Below are 16,577 nucleotides of genomic sequence, written 5' to 3'. Positions count from 1 at the left end.
CCTCGGAAGGACACCCATACCCATGCGCGACACGATGCGCCGCCTGGCCGCGACCGGAACGCTGCTGCTCGGCCTCGGCCTGGTGGGCGCGTGCGCCGGTGAGAGCGGCGGAGCCGGACAGCCCGCCGCGAACGCCCCCGCGGCCCAGGCCGCCCCCGGATTCCCGGTCACCATCACGCACAAACTCGGCACCACCACGATCGAATCCGCCCCCCAGCGCATCGTCGCCCTCGGCGAGGCCGACCAGGACACCCTGCTCGCCCTGGGCGTGCAGCCCGTCGCCATGGCGGAGCTCACCGGTATCCAGGACGACGGGCTCACCCCCTGGAGCGCCCCGAAGCTCTCCGGCACCGCGCCGACGCTGCTGAAGGCCGGGGAGGCGGGCTTCTCGCTGGAGCAGATCGCCGCGCTCGAACCCGACCTGATCCTCGCGGGCGGCGACTACTACATCGACAAGGAGTACGCCAACCTCTCCCGGCTCGCACCGACCACCGCCTACGAGACCGGTCCCGCGGAGGACTCCTGGCAGACGGTGGCCCGTCAGGTCGCCAAGGCGGTCGGCAGGACGGACGAGGGGGAGAGGCTCGTCGCCGACGTCGAGGCGAAGATCGCCTCGGTGAAGACCGCCCACCCCGAGCTGGCCGGCAAGAAGTTCGCGCTGACCAGCGTCTTCCCCTCGGGGAACATCGGCGTGCTGAAGTCCGGCACCGACATCAGCGTCAAGCTGCTGGGCCAGTTCGGGCTCGCGCTGCCCGAAGAGATCAAGGCGCTTCCCGGAGAGGGCTTCGCGGCCGAGCTGAGCATGGAGAAGGTGAAGGTCCTCGACGTCGACCTGCTGCTCAGCCACTACAACGACGACGCCGCCACGCAGCGGAAGATCGAGGCCGGCAAGCTGTTCGCCGGCCTCGACGTGGTCAGGCGCGGCTCGTACGTGCCGCTGGACCTCAAGGCGTTCTGGCCGCTGCGCACACCGACGCCGCTCGCGGTCCCCTACGTGATCGACCAGGTCGTGCCCCGGCTCGTCAAGGCGGCCAAGGCCGCGGACGCCGCCTGAAACACCCCCGTTCCACACCGCCCCCGCCGCCGTCCCGGCCGCGGGGGACCACCCCTTCAGCACGTGAGAGGCGAACATGTCGAGCCCGGTCTATGACGTCGTGGGCATCGGTTTCGGCCCTTCCAACCTCGCGCTCGCGGTGGCCCTGGAGGAGGAGTACGGCTCCGGCGTGAACGCGGTCTTCTTCGAGAGGCAGCCGAGGTTCGGCTGGCACCGCGACATGCTCATCGAGGGCGCCACGATGCAGGTCCACTTCCTCAAGGACCTGGTCACCCTGCGCAACCCCGCCAGCCCCCACTCCTTCCTGTCCTATCTCCAGGAGAAGGGGAGACTGGTCGACTTCATCAACCACAAGACCATGTTCCCCACCCGGCTGGAGTTCCACGACTACCTGGAGTGGACCGCGGCCTCCTTCGCCGACCTGGTGCGCTACGACTCCGAGGTCGTCGCGGTGCGTCCGCACGACGACGACACCCTTGAGGTCGTCGTGCAACACGGCGACGAGCTGCACACCTGCCTGGCCCGCAACCTCGTGATCGCGGTCGGACTCGACCCCGTGCTCCCCGAAGGGGTACGGCAGGGCGAGCGGATCTGGCACACCGAGGAACTGCTGACCCGGCTCGAAACCCTCGGCGGGCGCGAGCCCACACGGTTCGTCGTGGTCGGTGCCGGGCAGAGCGCGGCCGAGGCCGTCGAGCACCTGCACCGGACCTACCCGTCGGCGGAGGTCTGCGCGGTCTTCACCCGGTACGGCTACTCGCCGGCCGACGACAGCCCCTTCGCCAACCGTATCTTCGACCCGCAGGCCGTCGACCACTTCTTCGCCGCGCCCGAGGAGGTGAAGCACATGTTGCTCGCCTACTCCCGCAACACCAACTACTCGGTGGTGGACCTCGACCTCATCGACGAGCTCTACCGGCGCTCCTACGCCGAGAAGGTCGCCGGGGTCCAGCGGCTGCGCATGCTGAACGCCTCCCGCCTGCTCGGTGTGCACGACGACGGCGACACCGCCCGCGTCCGGGTGTGCTTCCTGCCCACGGGCGAGGTGAGCGCGATCGAGGCCGACGCGGTCGTCTGCGCCACCGGCTACCGCGAGCGCGACCCGCGAGACCTGCTCGGCGAGGCGGGCGAGCACTGCCTCACGGGGGAGAAGGGCGAACTGAGAGTGGAGCGCGACTACCGGGTCGCCACCGCTCCCGGGCGGACCTGGGGCGTCTACCTCCAGGGGGCGACCGAGGGCACCCACGGGATCGCCTCCTCGCTGCTGTCCATGACCGCCGTCCGCACCGGGGAGATCGTGCGCTCCATCGCCCGGCGCTCGGCGCAGGTCCCCCAGGGAGCCGAGCCGTAACCGCCCGCATGTGGCCTGCGGTCTCAGGGGCCTCCGACACGAGGGTGAGCGGCTACGTGACTCTGTGTATTTACCTGATTACCTTTGGTGGTGTTGTGTTCCATAGGTAACCGGGGAGAGTCATGAATACCTTGATCCGCAGTGCCGGTATCGGCCTGGCAGGGGCGGTTCTGGCCGGCACCGGCCTGTTCGGCCTGCTTCCCATGACCGCCGCCCACGCCGTGTCGCCCCAGGTCGCACCGGCGGTGGTCTGCTCGGACACGGTCGAGGACGGCTGGATCTGCTTCCTGCGGTACTGCGACAACTATTACTGCTACTACGACTGCTATCCGACCCTGACCGCGCGCAACAAGGGGGAGAGGCCTTCCGAGACCGTCCGCATTCCCAAGCCCGAGGGGACACCTCCCGCGCAGATCAACAAGCCCTGACCGGGGAGCCGTGCGGAGGCGGACCGGCCGGGTCCGCGTGGCCGTGCCGTCCGCACCGCGAGGGTTCGCGGTGCGGACGGGGGCTCCACCTCGGCTCAGGGGTGCAGGGCGAGCCCCTTGAGCACCTTGTCGACCCCGTTGCGCGGCCCGTGCACCGCGAGCCCGACCAGGCGAAGCCCGTCGGAGGGCACGGCGCGCACCGCGGCCCGGTTGTCCTCGTCGTTGTCGGTCTTGAACAGCTCCTCCGTGTACAGGGCCACCTCCAGCCCGCGTGCCAGCGCGCGGGTGTGCGCCGCGGCGAGGCCGGGTTCGTCCGCGGCGTAGACCAGGACGGGCTGGCGGAACATCGCCAGATAACGGTTGCCGGACCCGTCGGCGTACGGTTCGCCCATCACCTCGGGCCCGCCGCCCGCCACACCGCTGGCCAGGAACGCGGTGACGTTGAGCTTCTGCCAGACGGCGAGGTCCGCGCGCACCACAATGCCGATCTTCGTGTCGAAACGCATGCCAGGCAGCATCGCCGCAACCGCCTCGCCGGGGCTTGAACGCTCGTGCGGCGCGAGAATAGGTCCATGTCCGGTGACTGGTCGCGCTACTGGCGCTCGCCCCTGCCGGGGCTGGAGGCGATGCACGCCCACTTCGAGCGGCACACCTACCACCGGCACAGCCACGAGACCTACTCCTTCGGGATCACCGACGACGGCAGGCAGGCGTTCACCTGCCGGGGGGCGGGCCACACGAGCACGCCGGGGATGGTGATGGCGTTCAACCCGGACGACCCGCACGACGGCTGGGCGGCCGACGAGCTGGGTTTCACCTACCGGATCGTGCACATCGGTCCCGAGCTCGTCTCCGCCGCGCTGGCCGGGGTCGCGGATCGCGCGGCCGGGCTGCCGCTGTTCGCCGAGCCGGTCGTCCACGATCCGGCGCTCGCGGGAGGGCTGGGCCGCCTGCACACCGCGATCCTCGGCGGAGCCCCGGCCCTGGTCGCGGACGAGCTGCTGGACGCGGTCGTCCCCGCCCTGGTCCGCCGCGCGGCCCTCAGCGGTCCCGTCACGAGGGGCCCGAGGTTCCGGGCGGGAGGCCGGGGCGCGGCGGGCCTCGCGAGGCGCGCGGCGGAACTGCTCCAGGACGACTACCGGACCGACCACACCGCCGACTCCCTCGCCGCCCTGTCCGGATCCAGCAGGTTCACCCTCTATCGGGCCTTTCGTGCGGCGTACGGGATGGCGCCGAGCGAGTACCAGCGGCAGGTCCGCCTGCGCGCGGCTCGCGGGCTGCTGTCTCGGGGCCTGCCGATCGCGGACGTCGCCGCGGAGACCGGCTTCGCCGACCAGAGCCACCTGACGCGCTGGTTCGTCCGCTGCTACGGCATCACCCCGGGCGTCTACCGCCGGGGATGAACCGTCGTCCGGCCTTCACTCCCGCGGGCAATCGCCGGTACCTCTTCTCCCGGCGAGGTGGGACCGCCTACCGCGTGACCGGTCCGTTCCGCACCTGAGGACGGCTGGGTGGTGCGGTGCCGACCGCACCACCCGGCACGGTGAACACACAGGTCACGTTAACTTTCCGGATGCCTGCGGTCACTACGGTGCTCGACCATGGGATGGAAGACCAGGGTCAACACGGCTCTTGAAGGGATGACGGGCTACAGCGTCAGCAGGGTGCGGCGGGAGGTCGCACCGCCGCCTCCAGCGCCACAACCCCCCGCCGACGTCCCCCGGCCGCCGGCCGATCCCAAGCTCGACCGGCTGGTGCGCGAGCCGGTGTTCGTGCTGTCGCCGGTGAGGTCGGGCTCCACCCTGCTGCGGGTCATGCTCAACAGCCATTCCCGGATCCACGCACCGCACGAGCTGCACGTGCGGCGGCTGGCGGTCACGCTGACCACCGATCCGCTGCGGCAGGCGATGGAGACGCTCGGCTTCTCCACCAGCGACATCGAGCACCTGCTGTGGGATCGCATGCTCCACCGTGAGCTGACCGGAAGCGGCAAGCAGATCATCGTCGACAAGACGCCCAGCAACGTCTTCGCCCATCGTCGCCTCGCGACCTGCTGGCCGGACGCGCGCTACATCTTCCTGATGCGCCATCCCGCCTCGATCGCCCTGTCGTGGCACGAGGCCGATCCGCTGGAACGCCCCTGGGAGGAGGCGATCCAGCACACCCTGCGGTACATGCGCTACCTCACCGAGGCGCGACGGCGGCTCGACGGGCTCACCCTGACCTACGAGAGAGTCGTCGCCGCCCCCGAGAAGGAGATGCGCGGAGTCTGCGCCCACCTCGGGATCGACTACGAGCCGGGCATGGTCCGTTACGGCGACCACGAGCACGGAGAGTTCGTGAAGGGCATCGGAGACTGGCGCGACAAGATCAGAACCGGCAGGGTTCAGCCCGGCCGGCCGCTGCCCGCCCGGGACGAGGTCCCGGAGGAGCTCCGGGAGATCTGCGCCGAGTGGGGATATCTCTGACCGGGCCGCCTTCCGGAGGAGAGGGTGGCTCACCCACCGCACCTGGAACGTGCTGAGCCGGTATGAGTGCTTGACCGCACACATACCGCGATATCGCCGCCTCATTCATGTCTTATGGCCCCCGGTGGGAATCACCTCCTTGCGAAGAGTAAGGTTGCCCTGCCCTAATTTAGGTAAGGCTTCCCATCTATGGAGTGACGGTGTTCGCCAGCTACCTCATCGGATTGCGCGAGGGCTTGGAGGCCACGCTCGTCGTCTCCGTGCTCGTCGCGCTCCTCGTCAAGAGCGACCGGCGCGACCGGCTGCCCCTCGTGTGGGCCGGGGTCGGCGCCGCCCTCGTCCTGTCGGTCGCGTTCGGCGCGCTGCTCACCTTCACCGTCGCCCATCTGGAATACCGGCAGCAGGAGTTGTTCGAGGCGGTCACCTCGCTGCTCGCCACCGTGTTCGTCACCTGGATGATCTTCTGGATGCGGGGTGCCGCCCGGACGATCTCCGGCGACCTGCGCGCCAGGCTGAGCGAGGCCCTGGAGGTCGGCGCGGTCGCGGTGGTCGTGATGGCCTTCCTCGCCGTGGCACGTGAGGGCCTGGAGACCGCGCTGCTGTTCTTCGCCTCCGTGCAGGGAGCGACCGCCACCGCCGTTCCGCTGATCGGGATCAGCCTCGGCCTGCTCACCGCGGTCGCGCTGGGCTGGGCCATCTACCGAAGCGCGATGCGGATCAACCTGTCCAAATTCTTCACCTGGACGGGCCTGCTGCTGATCCTGGTCGCCGCCGGCATTCTCAAGTACGGCGTGCACGACCTGCAGGAGGCCGGTGTCCTGCCGGGCCTGTCCACCTACGCCTTCGACATCAGCGCCGCGCTGCCCGCCGACTCCTGGTACGGCGCCCTGCTGTCCGGGATGTTCAACATCACCCCGCAGCCGAGCGTGCTGGAGACGGTGGCCTGGGCCGCCTACGCGGTGCCCACGCTCATCCTCTTCCTGCGGCCGCGGCGCGACCGCCCGACCCCGTCGACCGTCACTCCCTCCACCGACCCGCAGCCCGCGGGCTGAGACTTCCCGAACAGGACGATCATGCGTACTTCCCTTGCCGTCGCCGCGGGTGTCCTCGCCCTCGCCGGTCTCGCGGCCTGCTCCGCCGAACCCACCGCAGCCCCGGGCGCGGGCACCTCCGCCGCACCGGAGAAGGGCGGCCCCATCGCGGTGGCCGCCACCGACACCGAGTGCAAGGTCGCGGTCACCGAGGTGGCCGCGGGCACCTCGACGTTCGCGATCACCAACGGTGGCACCAAGGTGACCGAGTTCTATGTGTACGCCCCCGGCGACCGGGTCATGGGCGAGGTGGAGAACATCGTGCCGGGCCTCACCCGCGAGGTGATCGTCGAGCTGCCGACCGGCAGCTACGAGACCGCCTGCAAGCCGGGCATGGTCGGCAAGGGCGTCCGCGGCCCGCTCAAGGTCACCGGCGAGCACAAGCCGCTCAGCGACGACGCCCAGCTCGCCGGGGCGACCGCGAGCTACAAGCGCTACATCAAGTCGCAGAGCGACACTCTGCTGGTCAAGACGCAGGAGTTCGTCGACGCGGTCAAGGCCGAGGACATCGAGAAGTCCAAGGCGCTCTTCCCGGTCTCCCGCACCTACTGGGAGCGGATCGAACCGGTCGCGGAGATCTTCGGGGATCTCGACCCGGCCATCGACGCCCGGGAGAACGACGTGGCCGAGGGGGAGGAGTGGACCGGCTTCCACCGGATCGAGAAGGACCTGTGGGTCAAGAAGGACGTCAGCGAGGACGGCCCGATCGCCGACAAGCTGATGGCCGACATCAAGACCATCGTGGAGCAGTCCAACTCCGCCGAGCTGTCGCCGGTGCTGCTCGCCAACGGTGCCAAGGGCCTGCTCGACGAGGTGGCCTCCGGGAAGATCACCGGTGAGGAGGACCGCTACTCGCACACCGACCTGTGGGACTTCGACGCCAACCTGCAGGGGTCCAAGGCCGCGGTCCAGGCGCTCCGCCCCGTCCTGGAGGAGCGCGCCCCGGAACTGGTGAAGACGCTGGACGAGAAGTTCGCCGGGGCCGAGGCGGCGCTCGGCGCGCACCGCAAGGGCGACGGCTGGAAGCTGCACACCGAGCTGTCCAAGGACGACCTCAAGAAGCTGTCGGACGCGATCAACGCGCTCGCCGAACCGATCAGCAAGATCGCCGCAGTGGTGGCGAAGTAACGATCGTCCCAGATGAGAGGAGGGGTTCGGTGAGCGAGCGGATCAGCCGCAGGAAACTGTTCGGCATGGGGGCGGCCGGTGTGGCGGCCGCCGGCGCGGGCGTGGTCGCGGTACGCGGGATCGGCGGCGAACCGGCGCCCACCACGGTCGCCGCCGTCTCCGACGCCGTCCCCTTCTACGGTGAGCACCAGGCGGGCATCGTCACCCCGGCACAGGACCGGCTGCACTTCGTCTCCTTCGACGTGACGACCGGCAAGAAGGCGGAACTGGCCGAGCTGCTGCAGGAGTGGACCGCCGCGGCGGCGCGGATGACGCAGGGCCAGGAGGCGGGTACGTTCGGCGCGATCGGCGGCCAGCCCGAGGCGCCGCCCGACGACACCGGCGAGGCGCTCGGTCTGCCCGCCTCCGGGCTGACGCTCACCGTCGGCTTCGGCGGGTCGCTGTTCGACGACAGGTTCGGGCTCGCCTCTCGCAGGCCGGCCGCGCTCGCCGACCTGCCGCACCTGCCCGGTGACGCGTTGCTGCCGGAGATATCCGGCGGTGACCTGTGCGTGCAGGCGTGCGCGCACGACCCGCAGGTGGCGGTGCACGCCATCCGCAACCTGGCGCGGATCGGCTTCGGCCGGGTCTCGGTGCGCTGGTCCCAGCTCGGCTTCGGCCGCACCTCGTCGACCTCGCGCGCGCAGGCGACGCCGCGCAACCTGATGGGGTTCAAGGACGGCACGGCCAATCTCAAGCTGGAGGACGTGCAGTTGCTGAAGGAGCAGCTGTGGGTGGGCCCCGGCGACGGCGCCGACTGGATGACCGGGGGCAGCTACCTGGTGACCCGCAAGATCCGGATGATGATCGAGACCTGGGACCGGGCGCCGCTGGCCGAGCAGGAGCAGATCTTCGGCCGGGACAAGGGCGAGGGCGCCCCACTGGGCGGGAAGAACGAGTTCGACGCGATCGACTTCGAGGCGAAGGGCACCGACGGTAAACCGCTCATCCTCGACGACGCGCACGTGCGGCTCGCGCACCCGTCCCACAACGGCGGTGCTCGCCTCCTGCGCCGCGGATACAACTACGTGGACGGCTCCGACGGGCTGGGCCGGCTGGACGCCGGGCTGTTCTTCATCGCCTACCAGCGCGACCCGCACCGGCAGTTCGTCACCGTGCAGCGCTCCCTGGCGGGCAAGGACTCCCTCAACGAGTACATCAAGCACGTCTCCAGCGGCCTGTTCGCCTGCCCGCCGGGCGTGCGCGACGCGGGCGACTACTGGGGCCGCGCCCTGTTCGCCTGACCACCGGGGCCAGGGCTGGGGCGCACCCGGTGAAGTGGAAGGTCAGCGCAGGGTCCGGCAGAACATGTCGAGGGTGATCTCGACGATCTCGGTCGTGTCCTTCGCGCCGGCCTCGCCGGAGGACTCCGAGGCGAGGCGTCGGGTGCCCGCGCGCAGGACGCCCCAGGCGAGTTCGGCCCGCAGGGCGGGGTGGTCGTATCCCGCCTCACGGAGCACCTCGCAGAGCGGTTCGATGAGCGACGCGTGCAACTCCTCCAGTCGCGTCAGGCACTCGGCCGGCAGTCCGAGCGTCTGCACCGCCGGGACCAGCGCGTAGTCGGTACTGCCGACGAACTCCAGCGCGACCCTGCCGTACGCCAGAAGCCGCTCGTCGAGTGGGGTGGCCGATCCGCCGGGCGAGGGGGCCGCCACGGTGGCGCGCAGCCGGCCGGCCCAGCGGGGGAAGCCCTCCTCGGTGAGCTGGGCGAGGATGTCGGCGGTGGAGGAGAAATAACGGTAGACACTCGATCGGGCCAGGCCGATCCGGGCACCCACCGCCGCCGGGGTGAGCGCGTGCACACCCCGCGTGGCCAGGATCTCGCGTGCCGCCTCCAGCAGGGCGGCGTGCTGATTGGCTCGGTGGTCGGCGACGGTCGCCGCGCTGATCCTTGGCATCTACACCTCCTGTCGGCGCCCTCCGCCGTCCGGCTCGGGCGTCCCCGCTCCGTCACGGTCATTCTCCCCGTCTTCTTCCCCGCCCGCGCCATCACGGCCCCGGGTGGGAGCGGCGGTACGCGGGAGCAGGAACGTGAAGCCGAGCCCGGCCAGCAGGATCAGCCCGGTGATGACCGGCACCCTGCGGGTCGCCTCGGTGGCACCCGCGACCGCCGCCGCGTGGACGGCAGGATCGCTCAGCCCCGGGATGGCCGCGCCACCGCTCTCCCGCACGGCGTTCGCCACGCTCGTGCGGACCTGCTCGGGGTAGGAGGCCATGGTCTTCTCGACCGACGAGCCGAGTCCGGTGACCAGCACGCCGCCCAGGACGGCGACCCCCAGCCCCGCACCGACCTGGCGGATCGCGCTCTGCAGGCCGGAGGCCTGGCCCGCCTGCCGGGCGGGTACGTCGGCCATCAGCACGCTGGTGAGCTGGGCCGTGGCGAAGCCGATGCCGAAGCCGTAGACGACCATCCAGGGCACGATCCGCCACACGCTCATGTCGGCCTCCAGGGAGAGGCCGAGGCCGATGGCGCCCACGACCTCCAGGGCGAGGCCGATCTGCACGACCGTCCGTGAACTCACCTTCCTGGTCAGGGCGGGGACCGCGCCGCCGGCGAGGAAGGTGCCCACGGCGAGGGTGGCGATGACGAGACCGGCGGTGAACGCGCTGTACCCGAGCGCCGCCTGCAGGAACAGCGGCAGCACCAGGATCACGCCGAACTCGCCCAGCGCCACGATCATCGCGGTCATCGAGCCGTAGCGGAAGCCGGGCAGGGTGAACAGCGTCAGGTCGATCAGCACGGGACGCCCGGCCCGCCTGCGTCGCCGCTCCAGCAGGATGAAGACGGCTGTGGCCAGGATGCCGATGCCGAACGCGAAGGGCACGGGGGAGACTTCCTCGAACCGCAGTCCGAAGAGTTCGGCGGCCCGCAGGGGAGTGAGCCAGCCGTACTTCTGCCCCTCGATGAGGCCGAAGACGATGGAGAACATGCCCAGCACGATCAGCACGATGCCCAGTGGGTCGTGGCCTGTGGCCCGATCCTCACGGGAGGCGGGGATTCGCAGTGCGCCGAGCAGGACCAGCGCTCCGATGGGCAGGTTGATCCAGAACGCCGCGCGCCAGCCGTGGTCGGTGACCAGCCAGCCGCCGACCAGCGGTCCGATGGCGGCCATACCGCCGATGATCGAGCCCCAGATCGCGAATCCGATCACTCGCTGCCTGCCGAAGTAGGTGGAGTTGATGATCGCGAGTGTCATGGGCGTGGCCATCGCGGCGCCCACTCCCTGGACTCCCCTGGCCGCGATCAGCATCGCGCCGCTCCCCGCGATCGCCGCCAGCAGGCTCGCCACCAGGAAGACCACGATGCCGGCGGCGAACAGCTGCGGCCTGCCGCGCTGGTCACCGATGCGGCCGAGCGGGATGAGCAGGGACGCGAACACCAGCAGGTAGAGGGAGTTGACCCACTCCACGTCGGTGACCGTGAGCCCTAGATCGTCGATTATCGCCGGAACGGCGACGTTCACGATCGTCGCATCGATGACGATCATCGACACACCGACCGCGAGCACGAAGAGAGGCAGCCAACTTTGACGAGAATTTGGCGACGACATGTCGCGAACTATAGCAACACGATGTGGCTATCTACCCGGACGCGTCCTGTCCCCGAATTTCCGCGACCCGTCGGGTTGCGGCCTCTGGCCGTTCGCACTATTTTTTGACCATGCGGCCAAAAAATAAGTCGGGTGGCCAAAAATCGTTCATCGAGGAGGCCCGTCGCAAGCAGATCGTCGACAGCGCCATCGAGACCTTCACCGAGCTGGGCTACGCCAACACCTCGCTGGCGCGCATCGCCGAGCGCGCCGGGATCAGCAAGGGCGTGATCTCGTACCACTTCGCCGGCAAGACCGAGGTGATGGAGCAGATCGTCGAGCGGGTCTACCACGAGATCGCCGATTTCGTCCTGCCGCGGACGGACAAGGAGGCCACGGTGGCCGGCGAACTGCGGGCGAGCTTCCGCGCCGTCGCCGAGTACATGCGGGGCCACCGCGCCCAACTGCTCGCCCTCGGAGAGATCTTCAACAACCTCCGCACCCCCGACGGCAGGCCGCGCTACGGCATCGCCTTCAACGAGCCGATCTACGAAGCGCGGGAGGCGCTGTTCCGCCGCGGCCAGGAAAGCGGCGAGTTCCGCTCCTTCGATCCCCGCGTGATGTCCGTCACCGTGCAGGCCGCGATCGACGACATGTTCGCCTACTGGGTGGCCCACCCCGACCACGACCTGGAAGCGCACGCGGAAGAACTGGCGGACCTGTTCGAGCACGCCGCTCGGGCCGAACCTCGCGGAGAGACGTCGAATCGATGACACAGTCCGTCAACCGGCCGGCCACGCCGTCCGGCACCCGCCCGCGGCTCCTTTACGTCGACAACCTGCGCACCGCCCTGATGGCACTCGTGGTGGTCCACCACTCCGTGATCGCCTACAGCAACGTGCCGCGCTGGTACTACGTCGAACCTCCGGCCGACTCCTCGGCAACGCTGCTGGACATCCTGCTCGTGCTCAACCAGGCGTTCTTCATGGGCGCCTTCTTCCTCGTCTCGGGGCTCTTCGTGCCGGGCTCCCACGACCGCAGGGGGACCCGGCGATTCCTGAAGGAGCGGCTGCTGCGCCTGGGAGTCCCGCTGCTGCTCTGGCTGCTGGTGCTCCGTCCCCTGGTGACCGTCGGCCGGTACACCGCCGCGAGGGACGCCGCCGTCCAGCGGGGGAGTGAGCTGCCCTACTGGGAGTTCTACCTGAGCTCGTTCACACCCGGGCCGATGTGGTTCGTCGAGGTGCTGCTGGTGTTCAGCGTGCTCTACGTCCTCTGGCGGCACCTCACCGGGGAGGACCGGCGCGCACCCGAACCGGCCCCGGCCATGGGCCAAGCGCCCGGTGCCGTCGCGATCATCGGGTTCACCGTCGGGCTGGCCCTCGTCACCTACCTGTGGCGCATCGTGGTGCCGATGGGGATCTCCGTGCTGGGGTTGCCCTCACCCGCCTACCTGCCGCAGTACGTGGCACTGTTCGTCGTCGGGCTGGTCGCGGCCAGGCGCGGCTGGCTGGAGGGCCTGTCCAGAACGGCCGGCCGGGCCGGGTTCGCCGTCGCGGCCGTCGCCGCGGTCGTGCTCGTCCTCTGCCTGATCTTCGCGGGAGAGGGGATCCTGGGCCACGGCACCCCGGCGTCCCTGACAGCGGCGACCTGCGAGTCGGTGCTCGCCGTCGGCGTCATCCTCGGCCTGCTGGTGCTGTTCCGGGAGCGGCTCGGTCACCAGGGACGCCGCCGCCGGTTCCTGTCGGCGCACGCCTACGCCGTCTACGTGATCCATCCGGTGGTGCTCGTCGCCCTGGGGTACGCCCTCCGCGACGTGCAGGCGCCCGCGGTCGCGAAGGCCGCGTTGCTCACCGCCTTCGCGCTGCCGCTCTGCTGGGCGACGGCGTACCTGGTCCGCGCCCTGCCCGGTGCGCGCAAGGTGCTCTGAACCGGGTAAATGAGCTGGGCAGGTGCGAGGGAGGCCGGATAAGGTGGCGATCAACAGCGATGACGAAGACGAGTAGAGCCTCGATCACCGGAGTCGGAGAGAGCCGCCGGCAGCTGCGAAGGCGGACTCCGGCCGGGGCGCGAAGACCCTTCCGAGCTGCGGGGAAGAACGGCCTCCGGGCCCAGTAGAGCCCCGCCGAATCGCCCACGTCACGGGTTTGCCGAGGCCGCGCCGCACCAACCGGCGGCGTGGCGAAGGTGTGGTGGTACCGCGAGGATCCCGCTCGCCCACGCCTCTCAGGGGACGCGTTGCGAACTCAAGGAGGTCACCACCATGCAACGCATCCTGTCCACCCAGCTGTCCGCGCACGTCGGTGAGACCGTACACGTCGCGGGCTGGATTCACCGCCGCCGACTCCTGAAGTCGGTCGCCTTCCTGATCCTGCGCGACGCCACGGGCCTGACCCAGGTCGTGGTGTCGGAGGAAACCGTCCGTGCCCAGTTGGAGGCCCTGCCGGAGGAGACGACGGTCTCCGTCGTCGGCACGGTCACCGCCGAGCCGTCCGCGCCGGGCGGAGTCGAGATCACCTCGCCGGTGATCGAGGCACTGACCGACCCCGCGCAGCCGCTCCCGTTCGACCTTTACCGGCCCGACCTGCGAGCGGGCCTGCCGACGATGCTCGACCACGCGCCGGTCGCCCTGCGCCACCCGAAGCTCGCCGCCGTCCACCGCATCGGCGCGGCCGCGGTCGGCGGCTTCCGTACGGCGCTCGAAGCCATGTCGTTCGTCGAGATCCACACCCCGAAGATCGTGGGCGCGGCGACCGAGAGCGGCGCCAACGTCTTCCGACTCGACTACTTCGGCCGCCCGGCCTACCTGGCGCAGTCGCCCCAGCTCTACAAGCAGATCATGGTCGGCGTCTTCGAGCGGGTCTACGAGGTCGGACCGGTCTTCCGCGCCGAGCCGAGCGACACCGCCCGCCACCTGGCGTCGTACACGTCCCTCGACGCCGAGATGGGCTTCGTCGAGGACCACCGCGACGTCATCGCCGCGTGCCACGCGACGGTCGCGGGCATGCTGGCCGGTATCCGGGCGGCGGCCGGTCCCTCGCTCGACCTTCTCGACGTCACCATGCCCGTACTGCCGGAGAGCCCCGTGGTGGTGCACTTCTCCGACGTCCTTGAGATGATCGGCAAGGCGATCGGCGAGGACGTCACCGCCGAGCCCGACCTCGCACCGGCGCACGAACGCTGGATCGGGGAGTGGGCTCTGCGCGAGCACGGTTCGGACTTCGTGTTCGTCGAGGGCTACCCGACCGCGCATCGCGCCTTCTACACCCATCCGGACCCGGCGCGCCCCGGCCACTCACGCGCGTTCGACCTGATATTCCGTGGCCTGGAGCTGGTCAGCGGCGGCCAGCGGATGCACCGCCACGACGACTACGTGCGAACGCTGACCGCGCGTGGCGAGAGCGACCTGTCGGCGTACTCGGGATATCTCGACGCGATGCGCTCCGGCATGCCGCCGCACGGTGGCTTCGCCTTCGGGCTGGAGAGGTTCATGGCACGCCTGCTCGACGTGCAGAACATCCGCCAGGTCACGCTGTTCCCCCGGGACCTGCACCGGCTCGCCCCGTAAACGACTCGCTCTCCGTCGTGGCGGAGGTGCGGGTGGCCGGTCTGCCTCCCGCACCTACCGGCGGTTCGTCACTCCTGCGCGGCGAAGGAGAGCTGACCGACAGGGTGAGATTTCCGTCAAAGACGCTGGTGAACGGCAGTATCAGAATGGAACCGTCCAAATTTTCAAAAAACGACAGACCCTGATTTTCGCTGTTATCTTCATCCCGTTCACATGATCATGGACCGCTTGCAGCAGCGGTCCGATGACATTCCATGGGGGAAGAAGATGACAGTTTCGCGCTCGGGAAACTCGCGGCCGAGAGGCCCGCGACTCCCGAGAAGGCACCTCGTCGCGGCGTTCACCGCGACCTGTGCCTTCGTCACGATCTGGGGAGGTGGCGTGGCCTCGGCGGCGGCGCAGAGCGTCACGATCAAGCCGTCGGCCGACACCTCCTACTCGCAGGTTTCCCAGGACGGTAACGGCAGCGCCAAGACGACGCTCGCGACCTGCCCGCAGTCCTGCGAGGGGAACTCCGCCGGAGAGCGGCAGGCGGTCGTCGCCTTCACGGTCGCCGGCCTTCCCACCGGAGCCGGCAACGTGAAGGCCCGCCTGGAGCTGTACTCCTGGAACGCCTTCGCCGCGACCACGACCACCGCCCACAAGGCGAGCGGCGGCGCCTCGGCCGCCGGAACCTGGGAGAGCAGGCCGACGCTCGGCTCCGCGCTGGACTCCTCCAGCGCGGTCACCAAGGGTTACAACGCCTGGGACGTCTCCTCGGCCGTCACGGGCAACGGCGCGGTGACCTTCGCCGTCCGCCAGTCGACCAGGAACACCCGCACCTACTGGGCCTCCGCCGACAACTCCAACGCGGCGATCCGGCCGCGCCTGGTCGTCACCTACACCACGGGCGGCACGGCCACTCCCACGCCGACCGCGAAGCCCACGGCAACGCCGACGGTGAAACCGACCGTCACGCCCACGGCCACGGCCACACCGACCGTGAAGCCGACCGCCACGCCGACGGCGACCTCCACGAACCCGCCCGGGTGGAAGCTCGTCTGGTCCGACGAGTTCGACGGCACCGCGCTCGACACCAAGAAGTGGAACCCCAAGGACAGCTCCGTGGACTACGACCGCGCCTGCATCACCAGCAGGCCGGAGAACCAGTTCGTCCGCGACGGCAACCTGACGGTGCGGGCACTCAAGGAAGACTGGAAGTGCGCCGGCACGACCCGTCACTACACGACCGCCTACCTCGACACGAAGGGCAAGGCGTCGTTCGCCTACGGCCGCTTCGAGGTGCGCGCGAAGTCGCCGAACGGGCCGACCAACTCCACGGGCCTGTGGCCCGCCTTCTGGATGAGGCCGGACGACGGGGGCAACGGCGAGATCGACGTCACCGAGCTTCCCGGCGGTGCCAAGTACTACAAGGCCGCGACCGCCGCGATCTTCCGTGACTACACGCCCACCAAGAGCGACTTCCGCTACACCTTCCCGAGCGGTTACCCGGGCGACGGCTTCCACACCTACACCACCGAGTGGGAGCCCGGGGTGATCCGCTGGTACATCGACGGCAAGGAGATCTGGCGCAGGGAGGGCAACACGCCCGCCTGGCTGAAGGAGACCTTCGGCTCCGACGCGAGCTACAAGCGCAAGTTCCACCTGCGGATCAACTTCCAGGTCGGCGGCTGGCTGGGCGACCCGGACGCCTCGACCACCTTCCCGGCCGACTTCAAGGTCGACTACGTGCGCGTCTGGCAGCGCTAGAAGTGTCGTCCCCGCACCGGTCCGGTGCGGGGCGGCCGTAGTGGGGTGAGGGCCTTCGGGGCCGGCGCGGATCGGCGAGATCCGCAGCGCGGCACCCCGAAGGCCCTCATGCCGCGCCGCGACATCCCGCAGCGTGACCGGAAAGCTCTCATGCTCCGCCGCGACATCCCGCCG

At 69.8% G+C, this 16,577-nt stretch carries 15 protein-coding genes; 12 read left to right on the top strand and 3 right to left on the bottom strand.

What is annotated here, in order from left to right:
- Positions 1 to 22: 22 nt before the first annotated feature.
- The 3 genes from AB0B90_RS27775 to AB0B90_RS27765 all read left to right on the top strand — a co-directional run bounded on the left by AB0B90_RS27775 (position 23) and on the right by AB0B90_RS27765 (position 2,833).
- Positions 23 to 1,054: an iron-siderophore ABC transporter substrate-binding protein gene (locus AB0B90_RS27775; protein WP_350947283.1), complete on the top strand. Its 1,032-nt coding sequence runs from the start codon at positions 23 to 25 to the stop codon at positions 1,052 to 1,054.
- A gap of 76 nt (positions 1,055 to 1,130) precedes the next feature.
- Positions 1,131 to 2,405 (top strand): lysine N(6)-hydroxylase/L-ornithine N(5)-oxygenase family protein, encoded by a 1,275-nt coding sequence (locus AB0B90_RS27770; RefSeq protein WP_350947284.1) that lies wholly within the window; start codon positions 1,131 to 1,133, stop codon positions 2,403 to 2,405.
- A 122-nt stretch (positions 2,406 to 2,527) separates the two neighbouring features.
- Positions 2,528 to 2,833, top strand: coding sequence for a hypothetical protein (locus tag AB0B90_RS27765; protein WP_362925609.1), 306 nt, complete (start codon positions 2,528 to 2,530; stop codon positions 2,831 to 2,833).
- Positions 2,834 to 2,928: 95 nt separating this feature from the next.
- Here the strand turns inward: AB0B90_RS27765 and AB0B90_RS27760 are convergent, their stop codons facing one another.
- Positions 2,929 to 3,339: a DUF2000 domain-containing protein gene (locus tag AB0B90_RS27760; protein WP_350947286.1), complete on the bottom strand. Its 411-nt coding sequence runs from the start codon at positions 3,337 to 3,339 to the stop codon at positions 2,929 to 2,931.
- Positions 3,340 to 3,405: 66 nt separating this feature from the next.
- Between AB0B90_RS27760 and AB0B90_RS27755 the strand changes: the two genes are divergently transcribed.
- From AB0B90_RS27755 to efeB, 5 genes are all read left to right on the top strand, one after another.
- Positions 3,406 to 4,236, top strand: coding sequence for an AraC family transcriptional regulator (locus AB0B90_RS27755; protein ID WP_362925607.1), 831 nt, complete (start codon positions 3,406 to 3,408; stop codon positions 4,234 to 4,236).
- A gap of 198 nt (positions 4,237 to 4,434) precedes the next feature.
- Complete coding sequence (locus AB0B90_RS27750; protein WP_362901465.1) at positions 4,435 to 5,301, top strand: sulfotransferase; 867 nt, start codon at positions 4,435 to 4,437, stop codon at positions 5,299 to 5,301.
- 200 nt (positions 5,302 to 5,501) lie between these two features.
- Complete coding sequence (gene efeU / locus AB0B90_RS27745; protein WP_350947289.1) at positions 5,502 to 6,353, top strand: iron uptake transporter permease EfeU; 852 nt, start codon at positions 5,502 to 5,504, stop codon at positions 6,351 to 6,353.
- Positions 6,354 to 6,374: 21 nt separating this feature from the next.
- Positions 6,375 to 7,520, top strand: a complete 1,146-nt coding sequence (gene efeO, locus AB0B90_RS27740) for an iron uptake system protein EfeO (RefSeq protein WP_350947290.1) — start codon at positions 6,375 to 6,377, stop codon at positions 7,518 to 7,520.
- A gap of 29 nt (positions 7,521 to 7,549) precedes the next feature.
- On the top strand, positions 7,550 to 8,803 hold the full coding sequence (gene efeB, locus AB0B90_RS27735) for an iron uptake transporter deferrochelatase/peroxidase subunit (protein WP_350947291.1): 1,254 nt from the start codon (positions 7,550 to 7,552) through the stop codon (positions 8,801 to 8,803).
- Between the two features lie 42 nt (positions 8,804 to 8,845).
- Here efeB and AB0B90_RS27730 read toward each other — a convergent pair whose 3' ends face one another.
- Together AB0B90_RS27730 and AB0B90_RS27725 are read right to left on the bottom strand one after the other, a co-directional pair.
- The gene (locus tag AB0B90_RS27730) at positions 8,846 to 9,457 is read right to left on the bottom strand and encodes a helix-turn-helix domain-containing protein (RefSeq protein WP_350947292.1); all 612 of its coding nucleotides are present in this window, start codon (positions 9,455 to 9,457) and stop codon (positions 8,846 to 8,848) included.
- Entirely contained in the window at positions 9,458 to 11,110 is a 1,653-nt protein-coding gene (locus tag AB0B90_RS27725) for an MFS transporter (RefSeq protein WP_350947293.1), read from the bottom strand. It lies immediately after the preceding gene.
- Between the two features lie 110 nt (positions 11,111 to 11,220).
- On the opposite strand from AB0B90_RS27725, the gene AB0B90_RS27720 reads away from it, so the two are divergent.
- From AB0B90_RS27720 to AB0B90_RS27705, 4 genes are all read left to right on the top strand, one after another.
- Positions 11,221 to 11,862: a TetR/AcrR family transcriptional regulator gene (locus AB0B90_RS27720; protein ID WP_350947294.1), complete on the top strand. Its 642-nt coding sequence runs from the start codon at positions 11,221 to 11,223 to the stop codon at positions 11,860 to 11,862.
- Complete coding sequence (locus AB0B90_RS27715) at positions 11,859 to 13,016, top strand: acyltransferase (RefSeq protein WP_362925603.1); 1,158 nt, start codon at positions 11,859 to 11,861, stop codon at positions 13,014 to 13,016. Before AB0B90_RS27720 ends, AB0B90_RS27715 begins: the two co-directional genes overlap by 4 nt.
- A 333-nt stretch (positions 13,017 to 13,349) precedes the next feature.
- Positions 13,350 to 14,654: an aspartate--tRNA(Asn) ligase gene (aspS, locus tag AB0B90_RS27710; protein ID WP_362925601.1), complete on the top strand. Its 1,305-nt coding sequence runs from the start codon at positions 13,350 to 13,352 to the stop codon at positions 14,652 to 14,654.
- 267 nt (positions 14,655 to 14,921) lie between these two features.
- Positions 14,922 to 16,403 carry a family 16 glycosylhydrolase gene (locus tag AB0B90_RS27705; RefSeq protein WP_362925599.1) on the top strand — a complete coding sequence of 494 codons (1,482 nt, stop codon included), beginning with the start codon at positions 14,922 to 14,924 and terminating at the stop codon, positions 16,401 to 16,403.
- Positions 16,404 to 16,577 lie beyond the last annotated feature (174 nt).

The sequence above is a fragment of the Streptosporangium sp. NPDC049078 genome, assembly GCF_040648855.1.
Taxonomy (GTDB): domain Bacteria; phylum Actinomycetota; class Actinomycetes; order Streptosporangiales; family Streptosporangiaceae; genus Streptosporangium.
Note: the sequence above shows the minus strand (reverse complement) of the source record. Positions and strands in the feature narration are given on the sequence as shown.

Excerpts from the sequence above, each read along its gene's own strand:
- AB0B90_RS27775 (WP_350947283.1), top strand. The coding sequence starts at position 23 with ATGCGCGACACGATGCGCCGCCTGGCCGCGACCGGAACGCTGCTGCTC.
- AB0B90_RS27770 (WP_350947284.1), top strand. The coding sequence starts at position 1,131 with ATGTCGAGCCCGGTCTATGACGTCGTGGGCATCGGTTTCGGCCCTTCC.
- AB0B90_RS27765 (WP_362925609.1), top strand. The coding sequence starts at position 2,528 with ATGAATACCTTGATCCGCAGTGCCGGTATCGGCCTGGCAGGGGCGGTT.
- AB0B90_RS27760 (WP_350947286.1), bottom strand. The coding sequence starts at position 3,339 with ATGCGTTTCGACACGAAGATCGGCATTGTGGTGCGCGCGGACCTCGCC.
- AB0B90_RS27755 (WP_362925607.1), top strand. The coding sequence starts at position 3,406 with ATGTCCGGTGACTGGTCGCGCTACTGGCGCTCGCCCCTGCCGGGGCTG.
- AB0B90_RS27750 (WP_362901465.1), top strand. The coding sequence starts at position 4,435 with ATGGGATGGAAGACCAGGGTCAACACGGCTCTTGAAGGGATGACGGGC.
- efeO (WP_350947290.1), top strand. The coding sequence starts at position 6,375 with ATGCGTACTTCCCTTGCCGTCGCCGCGGGTGTCCTCGCCCTCGCCGGT.
- AB0B90_RS27730 (WP_350947292.1), bottom strand. The coding sequence starts at position 9,457 with ATGCCAAGGATCAGCGCGGCGACCGTCGCCGACCACCGAGCCAATCAG.
- AB0B90_RS27725 (WP_350947293.1), bottom strand. The coding sequence starts at position 11,110 with ATGTCGTCGCCAAATTCTCGTCAAAGTTGGCTGCCTCTCTTCGTGCTC.
- AB0B90_RS27720 (WP_350947294.1), top strand. The coding sequence starts at position 11,221 with ATGCGGCCAAAAAATAAGTCGGGTGGCCAAAAATCGTTCATCGAGGAG.
- AB0B90_RS27715 (WP_362925603.1), top strand. The coding sequence starts at position 11,859 with ATGACACAGTCCGTCAACCGGCCGGCCACGCCGTCCGGCACCCGCCCG.
- aspS (WP_362925601.1), top strand. The coding sequence starts at position 13,350 with ATGCAACGCATCCTGTCCACCCAGCTGTCCGCGCACGTCGGTGAGACC.
- AB0B90_RS27705 (WP_362925599.1), top strand. The coding sequence starts at position 14,922 with ATGACAGTTTCGCGCTCGGGAAACTCGCGGCCGAGAGGCCCGCGACTC.